This is a genomic window from Nostoc sp. (genome assembly GCF_036917775.1).
Classification (GTDB): Bacteria; Cyanobacteriota; Cyanobacteriia; order Cyanobacteriales; family Nostocaceae; genus Nostoc.
Genome location: NZ_JBALEQ010000068.1, coordinates 1 through 13,058 on the forward strand (window position 1 = coordinate 1; position 13,058 = coordinate 13,058).

Here is a 13,058-nt window from a genome sequence, read left to right on the forward strand (position 1 = left end):
GGGTGACGGCGACGGCATTTACAAAGAAACTATGACCTTTGAGGGTGAATTGTTCCTGCCCTGTTGCCAGATTCCAGACTTTCAGGGTGTTGTCAGAGGAGGCAGAAATCACCTGTTGCCCATTGGGGGTGACGGCGACGGCATTTACAAATAAACTATGACCTTTGAGGGTGCGGAGTAAGCGTCCTCCTGGTGGGGTTAAGCTTGGGGTCAAAGGACACAGCCAAGGGAAAGTTTTTACTTGCTTTGCTTGTATCAGTAATTCCTGAATCTCCTCTGGCATTTGCTGATTTAGTAACCTTCCGTGCAATTGACTTGCTAATTGTTGCTTATCTGTTACTAAAATATGCGCTGACAATCTTAATGCCCCTTGAATCAATTTGAGACTTTTGACTTTTTCAGAGTTATATTCTGAGTAATTTAATGTCTCTTCACCATCAATCAAATCATAATCGTCAATTAGTGGCTGCACCCCAAACTCAGTATAGTTAATCTTGGCAGTGATGAAATCAAAATCAGTCAGGGTTTTGTAATACTTTTCTAAGTTTCCCGACTTTACCAAGCTTGGCGCTAAACTACCCAAGTAAGCACGTTGAAATGCAGGATTTTGTGCCGCTAATTTGTCAGCAAATTCTCCCATTTCACGCCATCTTCCCGATAAGGTAGTCCGCAATGCGTTGATTAACCTCTTGAAATAGCTTCCGTTTGGAATCCAAAACCCGTTTTGCTTTCAAGAAGTCCAAAAAACTTGCATGATAGATGCTGTGGCAGATTTCTCCTTTTATATCCTGCTGCTTCAAATACTCAACCCACTCTTCTAAAACTGATTGCACATCATATTCCTCCTGTTTGGCAATATCTGCTATCATCTTCGAGGTAATTGGTGTGCCAATCTCCACTAAAATAAACAGGATAAATACTTTTACTTCTTGGGGCTTTGCATCCATTCCCATCTGTCCCCAATGGACTTGATAATAGTCCTGAAGACCATCGGGTAATTCCTTTAAACTCAGGTCTTTATAGTCACCTTTAGCAATTCCTGGCAAGACATAGCGCAGGTACATGAAATTATTTTCACTCTTAGTTGCTACCTGTTCAACAAAATCATTATCATCAATTTTGCGGTCTTTAATCCATTGTCTAAGTGCCTTGTTATGGTCTTCATCGACATTCAAAAATAACCCAATATACTTTTTGATATCTTCACGGCTCAAATTAACATAGTCATTTGCCCTTAAATCTAGCTCCTCCATCGGGACATCTGGTGCAGACAAGCGTTTTTTATCTATAGTATATGGTCGTCTAGTCAGCAGAAAATAGACACGTTCTGGTAGCGCCGTTGGTAAATCTAAAAGATTTCCCCCAGCTTCTTGCTCCACTTCATCCAAAGCATCAACTACAATTACCAGGCGTTCACTAACAGGAATTTTCTTACTAACTTGTTCTAATAAATCAGCTAAATTAGCCTTCTCGACATTCTGCAACTGGTAACGCTTACTTAGTTGCTTGCGAATACTTTCAAGAAATAGCTCCGCTCGATTGCTACTAGTTTGGCGAATATTAAAATAGCATGGTGATTTATTGTCCCAGACATATTTAGCAGCAATGGTACTCTTCCCCATCCCCGCATCACCCACTACTGTAAAATAACCACTGCGATTTTTATTGCAAAACTGTTTCAATGCGTCAAAAACAAACTGACGACCACAAAAGGAGCGAATTTTTTCTTTAATTAACGACTTAAATTCTGTTGGATACTCATCTAAATTCCATTCAGGGAAAGGCTCAAACTCTGTTGATTTACTTCTTTTAGCAACCTTAATAAATATTTCCCCAAACTCCTCCAACTCTGATCGCAGTTCAATTCTCATCAATCGGATATCAAATTCTGAATCCTTCCCCTGCAAAAACTTTTCGACTTCCTTGTAGAAACCCAAGGGATTATTTGAAGTATAAGCACTCCAAAAAGCATTTTTAATTTCTCTTTCTCGAAAAAGATTCAGCAGTACTTCAGGCTTATCCACACCATACTCAATTAAAGAATAAACATAAACACCATCAACATCTTTAGGTGGTTGTACTGGGTCAAAATTGAATTGTTTTAAGGTTCTAACTACAGTTTCATTGCGTTGAGCTTGATTAATAACTAGAGAAGCCGCAGGTTTAGCAATACTTTTAAGTGCATTAACTACAGGGTCAATATTCATCTTTGCTAGCAGTAGAGATAATTTTTACACCTGTAACATATCCTAACGACAGATGACAAAATTAAGCAAAGACACAGTTATATAATAGCGATACCTTTGGTAAGCTGCGCTAACGCTCCCTCTTCTCTCTTCCTCAGCGTCCGGTTATTGAGCGAAGTCGAAATACTGCGCCTCTGCGGTTCAATTCTCATGCTTGATTAGCAAAGTGAAATCACCCTCTCATATCCAAAATACACTGAAGAATGAAGCGTAGACCTAGCCCGTCGTAGATATCGCATAGCTGTTTAGAGTCCTAAACTTGCAGCTTGAGGCTCAAAGGTGCAACTGTCAGCCTTAAAGGTGCAATTTTCCGCATCAAAGGTGCAACTGTCAGGCTCAAAGGTGCAACGTTCACCCTCAAAGGCGCAACCGCCAAGCTCAAAGGTGCAACGTTCACCTTCAAAGATGCAACTTTCCGCATCAAAGGTGCGACTGTCAAGCTAAAAGGTCAAATGCTCACCCTCAAAGGCGCAACCATCAAGCTCAAAGGCTCATTTGTCGCAATCTAACCCTTAACACTACATCAACAAAGGTGGTTTATGGCCAAAATAATTCAGTTAATGATACCTATTCATTGAAAATCCCCCCAACCCTTTAAAAAAGAGAGTTGGAGGGATCAAGTTAACTAAACTGTATGGTTTTATGAGGAATAAGCATCCATTGGCAGACAAGAACAAACAAAATTCCTGTCACCAAAGGCTGCATCAATGCGACCAACAGCAGGCCAGAATTTATACTCACGAGTCCAAGGCGCAGGATAGGCAGCTTGTTCACGAGAATAAGGATGATTCCATTCTCCAGTAATCAGACTTTCAGCAGTGTGGGGTGCGTTCTTCAAAACATTATCTTGGATATCCACCTTGCCAACTTCTATTTGAGCAATTTCTTGGCGAATAGAAATCAACGCATCACAGAAACGATCCAACTCTTGCTTAGATTCACTTTCTGTAGGTTCCACCATGATTGTACCCCCTACAGGCCAGGAGACAGTCGGCGCATGGAAACCGTAATCTATGAGACGCTTGGCAACATCATCGATTTCGATCGCAGCTGATTTTTTGAGCGATCGTAAATCTAAAATACACTCATGGGCAACTAGACCATTTTTCCCCTGATACAAAACCGGATAATACGATTCCAGTTTCTTAGCGATGTAGTTAGCATTGAGAATCGCCACTTTAGTAGCTTGGGTTAAACCATCTGCACCCATCATGGCGATGTACATCCAAGAAATCACCAAGATACTTGCACTACCCCAAGGCGCAGCCGCCACAGCACCAATATGTGAGTGCTGAGTTGAGTCGTTGATAGTAACAACAGGATGTCCGGGGAGAAAAGGCACAAGATGAGATGCAACACCAATGGGCCCCATACCAGGGCCACCACCACCATGAGGAATACAGAAGGTTTTGTGCAAGTTTAAATGGCAGACATCCGCGCCAATATCTCCAGGACGGCAAATCCCCACTTGGGCGTTCATATTTGCCCCATCCATGTAAACTTGTCCACCATGACTGTGAACAACAGCGCAGATTTCCTGAATTGGTTCCTCAAATACACCATGAGTTGAGGGATATGTCACCATTAAGGCAGCTAGTTCATTACTATGTTTTTCTGCTTTAGCCTTCAAGTCATCAACGTCAATATTACCTTGTGAGTCACAGGCAACTGCCACCACCTTCATCCCGCACATCACCGCACTAGCAGGGTTTGTCCCGTGTGCCGAAGTCGGAATTAAACAGACATTGCGGTGTGCTTCACCCCGATTTTCGTGATATTGACGAATTACTAAAAGTCCAGCGTACTCGCCCTGAGAACCAGCATTTGGTTGTAGAGAAATTCCTGCAAAACCAGTAATTTCAGCTAACCATGCTTCAAGTTTCTGGAATAGGATTTGATAACCTTGCGTTTGCGACGCAGGTGCAAATGGATGAATCTTGCCAAATTCTTCCCAACTGACCGGAATCATCTCAGCAGTTGCATTCAACTTCATTGTGCAAGAACCCAAAGGAATCATCGATGTTGTTAGCGACAAGTCCTTGCTTTCTAGCTTGTGCAGATAGCGCAACAACTCAGTTTCTGAATGATAGCGATTAAAAACTGGGTGAGTGAGATAGTTGCTGGTACGGGCAAGGCTTGAGTTTTGTAGAGGTGATTTGCACTGTGCTGCAATTAAGTCTCCAATTTCTTTAAAACCGATAAATAGACTATCAGGCGCTGCAAAAATCTCCAAAACCTCTACCAAATCATCTACTGTAGTTGTTTCATTTAAAGAAATACCAACAGCAGTGTCATCAAAAATTCGCAGGTTAATATTCCTTGCTTGACAAGCTTCAAGAATTACTTCCAGGCTGCGTGTTCCCAATTCCACCCGCAGTGTATCAAAGAAATCTTCAGAACTAATTTTGTAACCCAGATGCTTTAGTCCTGCTGCCAACATTAAAGTTAGCTGGTGGATATTCTCTGCAATTTGCTTCAGTCCAGCAGGGCCATGATAGACGGCGTACATACTCGCCATTACCGCCAGTAGCACCTGTGCAGTACAAATATTACTAGTAGCTTTTTCGCGGCGGATGTGCTGTTCGCGGGTTTGCAAGGCAAGACGTAATGCAGGCTTACCTTGAGTATCTTTTGATACACCCACAATTCGCCCTGGAACCAGCCGCTTATACTCTTCCTTTGTCGCAAAGTATGCCGCGTGAGGCCCCCCAAAGCCCAATGGAATACCAAAGCGCTGGGTACTACCGACAGCAATATCAGCGCCAAATTCCCCAGGAGGGGTGAGCAAAGTTAAACTTAAAGGATCTGCTGCTACCGTCACCAATGCACCCTTAGCATGGGCTTTTTCTATAAAAGCGCGGTAGTCGTAAATGGTGCCATCACTTGCAGGGTATTGCAAAACAGCCCCAAAAATTGGTTGATCAAAATCAAATGTTTGATGATCGCCGACAATGATCTTAATCCCCAATGGTTTAGCCCGTGTTTGCAACACGTCGATAGTTTGGGGATGGCAATCACCAGAGACGAAATAAGCATTTGCCTGATTTTTACAAACACCATAGCTTAGACTCATTGCTTCAGCTGCGGCTGTGGCTTCATCCAGTAACGAAGCATTGGCAATTTCCAAACCTGTGAGGTCGATAATCAAGGTTTGGAAATTTAGCAGCGCTTCTAGTCGCCCTTGGGCAATTTCTGGCTGATAAGGAGTGTAAGCAGTATACCAACCAGGGTTTTCTAAGATATTACGTCCAATCACGGGTGGGGTAATAGTGTCGTAATATCCCATACCGATGTATGAACGGAAAACCTGATTTTTGGCAGCAATTTTTTTTAACGATGCCAGTGCTGCATATTCACTTTCGGCTGCTGGTAACTTTAGGGGTTGCTTCAGCCTGATTGTCTGGGGAACTGTTTGGTCAATTAGGGCATCCAGGCTGGGAAATCCCAAAACCTTAAGCATAAGCTGGATGTCGTCGGAGTTAGGGCCAATATGTCTTGGCGCAAAACTACTCAACTTTTGACTTTTTTCGTCCAGCACTTGCTGTTCATTAGACTTGAGAATAGGGGCGTTTAATACCACAAATTACTCTCCAGATGGTACTATTTCATATTTTGCAATAAATACTGATGAGAAGTAGGTGTAACTTTTCAATTTATCTAAATTTCATGACTTAATTTTTGAGTGGAATGGCAGATAGGAGAGATGGGGGAGACAAAGGAGAAAATTTTTACCATGTCCCCTTTGTCCCCTCCCTCATCCCCCACTCCCTACTCCCCTTCTACCTGGGCGCGATACTCATCTGCTGTCAAAGCATCTTCAACTTCACCAGGGTCATTGACGCGCACTTTCAAAAACCACCCTTCTCCGTAGGGGTCTTCTGACACTTCTTCAGGAGAATTAATTAAGGCTTCATTGCGTTCTATAACAGTACCGGTGACTGGTGAATTAAGCTCTTCAACGGCTTTCACTGATTCAATTGTGCCAAAGTTTTCTCCCCTGGTAAGAGCATCGCCAATTTCTGGCAGTTCCAAAAAGACGATATCACCCAATTCATGTACGGCAAATTCAGTAATGCCAATGGTGGCAATTTCGCCATCTATTCGCACGTATTCATGAGAATCCAAGTATCTGAAATCTTGAGGATATTCAAAAGACATATCACTTCCTCTCCCTTATCAAAAAAATTATTGCCCCAACAGTCATCCAAGCCATATATGGTAATGAACCTTACTGTAGATTGAGTAACTCACAACACATTATTCCTCAAAAACCTTGGCGCTTGTTAGTTAGCAGCACGATTTTTTGACCGATAAAAGGGACGTTTAACCACAACTGCTGGATAAGCTTTGCCGCGAATTTCGACTTCTAGCTGCTGACCAACGGTTGCTAATTGGGTAGGAACGTAAGCTAAAGCAATAGGATAACCCAGTGTAGGCGACAGAGTGCCACTAGAAACTTCTCCCACAACTTTACCTGTGGATAACACTTGGTAGCCATGACGGGCAATATTGCGTCCTTGAGTTTGTAAACCTACCAATCGACGCTTCACTCCCTTGGATTTTTGCTCTGCTAAAACTTCTCTTCCAATAAAATCGCCTTTGGTATCTAAGTGAACTAGCCACCCTAAACCTGCTTCTAAGGGTGTGGTGGTGTCATCAATATCTTGTCCGTAAAGTGCCATCGCTGCTTCTAGGCGTAGGGTATCTCTCGCACCAAGTCCACAGGGGATAACACCACTTTTATGGAGACTTCGCCACAATTCTACTCCCACATCTGGGTCTACCATCACCTCAAAGCCATCTTCTCCGGTGTAACCTGTGCGGGCCAGGAAGGCAGGTTTACCTAGTAAGGTTGCTTCTAAATGTTCGAAGGCTTTGATTGGTTGTAAGTCTTCTTGCACTAAAGGCTGGAGATATTTAATCGCTTTTGGCCCTTGCACGGCAATTAAGGCTTTTTCTGGTGAAAGGTCTTGGAATTGCAATTTATCCAGGTCAAGATGTTGCAATAACCATGCTTTATCTTTACCAGAGGTTGCTGCATTGACGATGATAAATGCCTTTTGTATACCAGTGGTGTCTTCACCTTGGTAATAGACAATGATGTCGTCAATAATTCCCGCTTGGGGATTTAACAATACGGTGTATTGTGCTTGACCGGGTTGCAATCGACTCAAGTCTGAAGGCACTAGAGGCTGGAGTTGGGAAATGAGATTTTTACCTTTGAGGGTAAATTTACCCATGTGGGAAATATCGAACATTCCGGCTGTATTTCTTACAGCCTCATGTTCGCGGCTAATGCCACTAAATTGCACGGGCATTTCCCAGCCACCAAAGCTGGTAAAGCGGGCTTTGAGTTCTACACCCACTTGATATAAAGGGGTTCGCGCCAGAGATTGGGTGTTGTCTTCTTGATTAGCCACAGGTAATTTTGCGTAGATGCGGAGCAACTGGCCGTTAGGCATCGCACCTCAACATATATCATCCTACGAGATGCTTTCTGGTTTTACAGTCTTGTGTATAGAATTGGGGCATTTAAAAGGGGCAGGGAGAAAAGTGGAGAGATTTATTCAATAATTCTCCTTTGTCTACCTTGTCTCCTTTGTCCTCTGCTGTGAGGTTTAATAGTTAATAGTAAAAGTGTTGAGATTTATTAAGAAGAGATTATGAAATATTGGCGACTGTTAGCTAGCTTTGTTTTAGCTATGGTTCTTTTTTTGTTTCCCCTATCGGCACAAGCTGCAAGTTCTTCTAGTATTACCCGTTCTGTGGGTAATGATGAACTCAAGGGTAAGGATTACTCTGGTCAAAGTTTAGTTGGTACTGAGTTTACCAATCTCAAATTAGAGAATGCTAATTTTAGCAATGCTGACTTACGTGGTGGCGTGTTTAACGGTAGCGTATTAGAGGGAGTAAATCTGCATGGTGCTGATTTTAGTGAAGGCATAGCTTATCTCACAAGGTTTAAGGATGCTGATTTAAGTGATGCGGTGTTGACCGATGCAATGATGCTGCGTTCTATTTTTGATGATGTAAATGTCACAGGCGCTGATTTTACGAATGCAATTTTAGATGGAACGCAAGTGAAAAAGCTTTGTGTTAAGGCAAGTGGTGTGAATTCTAAGACTGGTGTAGATACTCGCCAGTCTTTAGGATGTAAGTAAAATTTAACCCCTCTTCTTCGCTGGTGGAGAGGGGGATATTTTATTTACGAATTACGAATTACGCACAGCGATGTATAACGACAAGCCGCTTTGCGTCTACGCTAGCGATATGCTTCTCTTAAAAAGCTGGCATAATTTGCCCGAATCGTCATAGTAGTAGGATGACCTACACCTAAAGTTCGTTCGCAAATTTTCAAAGCTTGCTCAAATAAGGGTTTGGCTTTCTTGTAGCGTCTTGTCTTACGGTAGAGTGATGCGAGATTATTCAGGCTAATGGCGACATCGGGATGTTCCTCTCCCAGTAGGCGTTTACTCAGTTTTAAAGCTTGCTGATATAATGGTTCAGCTTTGCTGTAGCGTCTTGTAGATTCGTAGAGTTGCGCTAAATTATTCAGGCTAGTGGCGACATCAAGATGGTTGTCTCCTAGCAGGCGTTTTCTCATTTCTAAAGCTTTCTTCAGCAAAGGTTCGGCTTTGCTATAGCGTCCTGTATAACAGTACAATGCTGCTAAATTGTTCAGGGTAGTTGCAATATGGGGATGTTCTTCTCCCACTAGGCGTTTCCACAGTTTCAAAGCTTGCTGATACAAAGGTTCAGCTTCTTTGTAACGTTCTGTAGATTCATAGAGTAATGCTAAATAGCTCAAGGTAGTGGCAACATCGGTATGTTCTCCCAACAGGCGTTTTCTCAGCTCTAAAGCTTGCTGATAAAGTGGTTCAGCTTTGCTGTAACGTCCTGTAAAATCGTAAAGTTGCGCTAAATTGTTCAGGCTAGTGGCGACATCGAGATGTTCTAAACCAAGACGACTTTTAGTTAGTTCTACACACTGCTGCAACCAAGATTCTGCTTGCTGATAAAGTCCTTGGTCTTGATAAAACCAGGCTAATTTGGTAAACAGAGTAATGAGATTTTCATCACTCACATACTGGGATAAGTGGGTTGCAACTTCTGTTATGTGCGGGATATGTGGAGTGAAATTGACAATATCTTCAGGGGTAAGCTGTTGCGGAATTAGCTTTGCTACCTCGAACATCATCGCTGCAAATTTAGTTTTTGCTTCATCCGCCTCGCCTGACTCCTCCAACTTCATTTGGAAAAGTTGCCGAATCGTTGGATTTAGATGATAAATTCCTTGACTTTTTTGTTGTAGTAAATGTAGTTCCAGTAAGTCGGCTATAGCTTTCTCCCAAAGTTCTTGTTTTTTGTCATCTTCTACTGTCCCAATAGATAATGGAATGTCAGCTAAGGCACACAAACTTAGCAAACAGCCAAAACTTTTTGCATTTTCATCCAACTGTTCCCAACTCAACTCAAAAGCTTCAGCTACACCCTCTTTATCAGGCATCAATGAGTTTTCATTGACCACGTTTTCATGTTCCACTCGCTTTTTCTCTAGCCGCTTCAGTAGTGTTTCCAGAGACAAACCTGGCATATTATCCAGATATTGCCCTACTAACTCTAATGCTAAAGGTAAATATCCTAAAAACTTACAAATTCTTCTAGCAATCCAAGGTTCTTTTTGCAGTCTTTCCCGCTCCACTAGCGTTTTTAATAATTTCATTGCTGCTAATGGTTTGAGGATATTCAATTCGCTATTATATTTTGCTATCAGGTAAGATTGTAACTTTTGTAGTTTGTCCCGACTGTTGGAAATTGTTAACTCAGGATAGTTTTGGACAAACTTGTTATATACTTCATCTAGCAACTTTTTGAAAACAGCAATATCAATGTTTAATTCGCTAGCAAGTTTTGCTTCACTTTTACCCAAGTGTTCAGTCTGAAAATACTCTATAAAAGCTGCTGTTTGCTGTAGCGATAAGCTATGAGTAGCAGCTTCGTTGGCTAGAAAATTAGCCCATTGCATAAACAGTTTATCAAGTTTATTTTAGATTCTACTTCGTCTGCATTGGGAAATCTCCTCTCTTGGGGGTAGAAATCCTATTTGCATATCAAGATTTCAAAGCAGTGGCTTATGGTTAGGAATCTTTACTTGAGCTTCTGAGGGTGAAGATTGAGCCTTTTAACCTCAAATTTTGAGTTTGGATCTCAAAATGGCCAGGCAATATCTACAACGAGCTACGCCTACGCTCTATTTTTACTATACTTTGGATACAGATATTAAATCTTACTGGCAAATGATACTATCGCTCATAACTTAGGAACGAATTAATTAATATTTGCCTCTTGACTAATGACCCCTAACTCTTGACCATTAACTAATGACTCAAGTAGATATTCTCATTCTATCAAATGGCCCTGGTGAGGTAACAACCTGGGTGCGCCCAGTAGTAAGGGCATTGCGGCAACAATTCGGCAATGACCGAAATCAAGTGAGGATCAGTGTAATCTTATCACCTTGCTCAAATGCTAGTGGTAAAGAAGCTGCGATCGCACTCTCTTATCCAGAAGTAGATAGAGTACAGGCAGCAGAGCATTTTTGGCAATTTTTGCTCTGGGGTAAAACTATTGACAATTGGGACTGGAGAAGTCGCGGTGTAGTTGTTTTTCTCGGTGGTGATCAAATTTTCCCTGTAGTTATAGGTAAAAAGCTTGGATATCGCACAGTAGTTTACGCCGAATGGTCAGTTAGGTGGCATAACTGGATTGATCGTTTTGGCGTGATGAAACCTGAAGTTACGGCCCGCATCCCCCAAAAATATGCTCACAAATTTACCGTTGTAGGTGATTTGATGGTAGAAGCTAGTAGTCATGTGTCCAACGACAAAGGACAAATGACTAATGACATAGACGCTTCAGCAATTTCCCACAACGTAGGACAAAAGACTGAATTGATTGGTCTACTCCCTGGATCAAAAGCAGCAAAATTAGCCCAAGGAGTACCATTACTTTTAAGTATTGCCGAATATGTTCACGCGAAAAGACCGCAAACTAAATTTGTGATTCCTGTAGCCCCAACTTTAGATTTACAAACTTTAGCTAGTTTTGCCGATCCTCAAAGGAACTCTATTGCTGAAATCTTTGGCTTTGGTGGTGCTTCCTTAATTGTCCCAGAGGACGATAGAGGCAAAGCATTGCTCAAAACAGCAACGGGCGTAACTGTGGAACTGTGGCAAGAAAACCCCGCATATCATTTATTATCCCAATGCTGCATCTGCTTGACTACAGTGGGAGCAAACACTGCCGAACTCGGTGCTTTAGCAGTGCCAATGATTGTTTTATTACCAACCCAGCAACTTGATGCTATGCGTGCTTGGGATGGTTTACCTGGGTTGTTAGCAAATCTGCCAGTGGTAGGTACACCCTTTGCTAACGTAATCAATTGGTTATTCCTAAGATTCGTAAGACGCAAAGGTTTATTAGCATGGCCAAATATCTGGGCACAGGAAGAGATAGTACCAGAACTTATAGGTAAAATTCAACCGTCAGAAATTGGGGAAATGGTTGTAGAGTTATTAGCCCATCCAGAAAAATTGGATGATATCCGCGCTAAACTCCGTAATATTCGTGGCGAAAGCGGTGCAGCCCTGAAGATAGCACAGATTGTTTGCGAGGAAATTGAGAAGTAGGAGGAGGAGTTGCAGTAAGTTTTTCCTCTTCATATCTCTACTTAATCGGAAGATTCTCCATCCCTGCGCCCAAGTTCATAAATGCCGGCACCCATACAAGCTAATATTCCTGTACTAATTCCCCAACTCTCACCTAAACTAATTTCCAAACCCCAGTTACATAAAGCACCAACTACCAAAAAAGGCGTGATGCTAAATAATGAGGCGTAGAAAGCATTTTGGGATTCTCTGCCTTTGCGAGTCTTTTCAAACTCTGTTTGGCTGGTATAAAGCGATCGCTCGGCAAAGTTAAACCAACGGTTGAGTTGTTCGATTACCCATTGATTGACAGGGGAAAAACCTATATATAGCGCCAATGACCACAGACTCGCTCCGGCGATCGCGATCGTGTCTAACTCAAAGGAAAAAGGTAAAATTTCAGTCAGCATTGCTTATGGGAGTCCTGCAAAGGGTCAACTTTAGCTTTTAGTAGATGCTAAAAAAACCTCTTGTGCAATTTTAAGCATAAAGGTCAACAAGATTTCAACTAGTTGACAACTCTCTTCCTCTTTTAATCCTCCGTTACTTTCAATTGCAACAGTAATTGCTGCAAATAACTTTACCGTTGCATGAGTTTTATATTCAGCCTCTGGTAATTGCTCCCGTAAACGGGAAACGCGCTCAAACAATTCTTTATATTGAGTAGCAAATAGTTGTGGATGAAAGTAAACTCCCCACCCATTACTGGCAAAATTAGCCATCTTCTAATAACTCATCGTCTAATTCCACACCTGCAATTAGTTCGTGGGCAACCTCAGACATTTCAGTTGTATAAGGTTGCAGCGTGTTATTTTTAAGCGTTTCTGTCATAGCAAAATCGAGAAACAGCCGCATCATTACTGAATCTTCTACATCTTCATCATCACCAGATTGAGCTACAATCCGCAAAATTGCAGTATCCGGCGACAATACCTCTATCCAACCATCTGCATTGGCAAACTGAGGATGCTCCAGATAAAACTCAGCAGGTAGTCTAAACCCTGCACTGTTACCAATTTTGGTACTACGAATGTTGTAAGAGTTGCTCATCTTCAAGCGTATCTACATGATGTACTTACATTATCGTCATTTATCATGCAATGCC

11 protein-coding genes and 1 pseudogene are annotated in these 13,058 nt (G+C 42.0%); 3 read left to right on the forward strand and 9 right to left on the reverse strand.

Features of this window, described 5'->3' with window-relative positions; all coding sequences use genetic code 11:
- Nucleotides 1-640, reverse strand: a pseudogene (locus tag V7K69_RS11410) (hypothetical protein); the annotation flags it as partial.
- A 1-nt stretch (nt 641) separates the two neighbouring features.
- A complete protein-coding gene (locus tag V7K69_RS11415; RefSeq protein ID WP_335034338.1) occupies nt 642-2,207 on the reverse strand; it encodes an NACHT domain protein in 1,566 nt (521 codons plus the stop codon).
- Nucleotides 2,208-2,512: 305 nt separating this feature from the next.
- Between V7K69_RS11415 and V7K69_RS11420 the strand changes: the two genes are divergently transcribed.
- Nucleotides 2,513-2,755 carry a hypothetical protein gene (locus V7K69_RS11420; protein ID WP_335034340.1) on the forward strand — a complete coding sequence of 81 codons (243 nt, stop codon included), beginning with the start codon at nt 2,513-2,515 and terminating at the stop codon, nt 2,753-2,755.
- A 131-nt stretch (nt 2,756-2,886) separates the two neighbouring features.
- Here the strand turns inward: V7K69_RS11420 and gcvP are convergent, their stop codons facing one another.
- From gcvP to gcvT, 3 genes are all read right to left on the reverse strand, one after another.
- Nucleotides 2,887-5,826 (reverse strand): aminomethyl-transferring glycine dehydrogenase, encoded by a 2,940-nt coding sequence (gcvP, locus tag V7K69_RS11425; RefSeq protein ID WP_335034342.1) that lies wholly within the window; start codon nt 5,824-5,826, stop codon nt 2,887-2,889.
- A 188-nt stretch (nt 5,827-6,014) separates the two neighbouring features.
- On the reverse strand, nt 6,015-6,404 hold the full coding sequence (gcvH, locus tag V7K69_RS11430; RefSeq protein WP_069072677.1) for a glycine cleavage system protein GcvH: 390 nt from the start codon (nt 6,402-6,404) through the stop codon (nt 6,015-6,017).
- A gap of 125 nt (nt 6,405-6,529) precedes the next feature.
- On the reverse strand, nt 6,530-7,666 hold the full coding sequence (gene gcvT / locus V7K69_RS11435) for a glycine cleavage system aminomethyltransferase GcvT (RefSeq protein WP_335034577.1): 1,137 nt from the start codon (nt 7,664-7,666) through the stop codon (nt 6,530-6,532).
- 243 nt (nt 7,667-7,909) lie between these two features.
- Between gcvT and V7K69_RS11440 the strand changes: the two genes are divergently transcribed.
- Nucleotides 7,910-8,407 carry a pentapeptide repeat-containing protein gene (locus V7K69_RS11440; RefSeq protein WP_335034344.1) on the forward strand — a complete coding sequence of 166 codons (498 nt, stop codon included), beginning with the start codon at nt 7,910-7,912 and terminating at the stop codon, nt 8,405-8,407.
- A 101-nt stretch (nt 8,408-8,508) separates the two neighbouring features.
- On the opposite strand, the gene V7K69_RS11445 is transcribed toward V7K69_RS11440, so the two are convergent.
- Nucleotides 8,509-10,272: a tetratricopeptide repeat protein gene (locus V7K69_RS11445; RefSeq protein WP_335034346.1), complete on the reverse strand. Its 1,764-nt coding sequence runs from the start codon at nt 10,270-10,272 to the stop codon at nt 8,509-8,511.
- Nucleotides 10,273-10,627: 355 nt separating this feature from the next.
- On the opposite strand from V7K69_RS11445, the gene V7K69_RS11450 reads away from it, so the two are divergent.
- Nucleotides 10,628-11,935, forward strand: a complete 1,308-nt coding sequence (locus V7K69_RS11450) for a lipid-A-disaccharide synthase (RefSeq protein ID WP_335034348.1) — start codon at nt 10,628-10,630, stop codon at nt 11,933-11,935.
- Nucleotides 11,936-11,976: 41 nt separating this feature from the next.
- Here V7K69_RS11450 and V7K69_RS11455 read toward each other — a convergent pair whose 3' ends face one another.
- From V7K69_RS11455 to V7K69_RS11465, 3 genes are read right to left on the reverse strand one after another with little or no spacing between them, the layout of a single operon-like run.
- Nucleotides 11,977-12,363, reverse strand: a complete 387-nt coding sequence (locus tag V7K69_RS11455; protein WP_012410116.1) for a hypothetical protein — start codon at nt 12,361-12,363, stop codon at nt 11,977-11,979.
- Between the two features lie 30 nt (nt 12,364-12,393).
- Nucleotides 12,394-12,675, reverse strand: a complete 282-nt coding sequence (locus V7K69_RS11460; RefSeq protein WP_335034351.1) for a hypothetical protein — start codon at nt 12,673-12,675, stop codon at nt 12,394-12,396.
- Nucleotides 12,668-13,003, reverse strand: coding sequence for a hypothetical protein (locus V7K69_RS11465; protein ID WP_335034353.1), 336 nt, complete (start codon nt 13,001-13,003; stop codon nt 12,668-12,670). The genes V7K69_RS11460 and V7K69_RS11465 overlap by 8 nt, the downstream gene beginning before the upstream one ends.
- Nucleotides 13,004-13,058 lie beyond the last annotated feature (55 nt).

What these genes read in the sequence shown, in the direction of transcription:
- V7K69_RS11415 (WP_335034338.1), bottom strand. Translation starts at nt 2,207, where the DNA reads ATGAATATTGACCCTGTAGTTAATGCACTTAAAAGTATTGCTAAACCT.
- gcvH (WP_069072677.1), bottom strand. Translation starts at nt 6,404, where the DNA reads ATGTCTTTTGAATATCCTCAAGATTTCAGATACTTGGATTCTCATGAA.
- V7K69_RS11440 (WP_335034344.1), top strand. Translation starts at nt 7,910, where the DNA reads ATGAAATATTGGCGACTGTTAGCTAGCTTTGTTTTAGCTATGGTTCTT.
- V7K69_RS11445 (WP_335034346.1), bottom strand. Translation starts at nt 10,272, where the DNA reads ATGCAATGGGCTAATTTTCTAGCCAACGAAGCTGCTACTCATAGCTTA.
- V7K69_RS11450 (WP_335034348.1), top strand. Translation starts at nt 10,628, where the DNA reads ATGACTCAAGTAGATATTCTCATTCTATCAAATGGCCCTGGTGAGGTA.
- V7K69_RS11455 (WP_012410116.1), bottom strand. Translation starts at nt 12,363, where the DNA reads ATGCTGACTGAAATTTTACCTTTTTCCTTTGAGTTAGACACGATCGCG.
- V7K69_RS11460 (WP_335034351.1), bottom strand. Translation starts at nt 12,675, where the DNA reads ATGGCTAATTTTGCCAGTAATGGGTGGGGAGTTTACTTTCATCCACAA.
- V7K69_RS11465 (WP_335034353.1), bottom strand. Translation starts at nt 13,003, where the DNA reads ATGAGCAACTCTTACAACATTCGTAGTACCAAAATTGGTAACAGTGCA.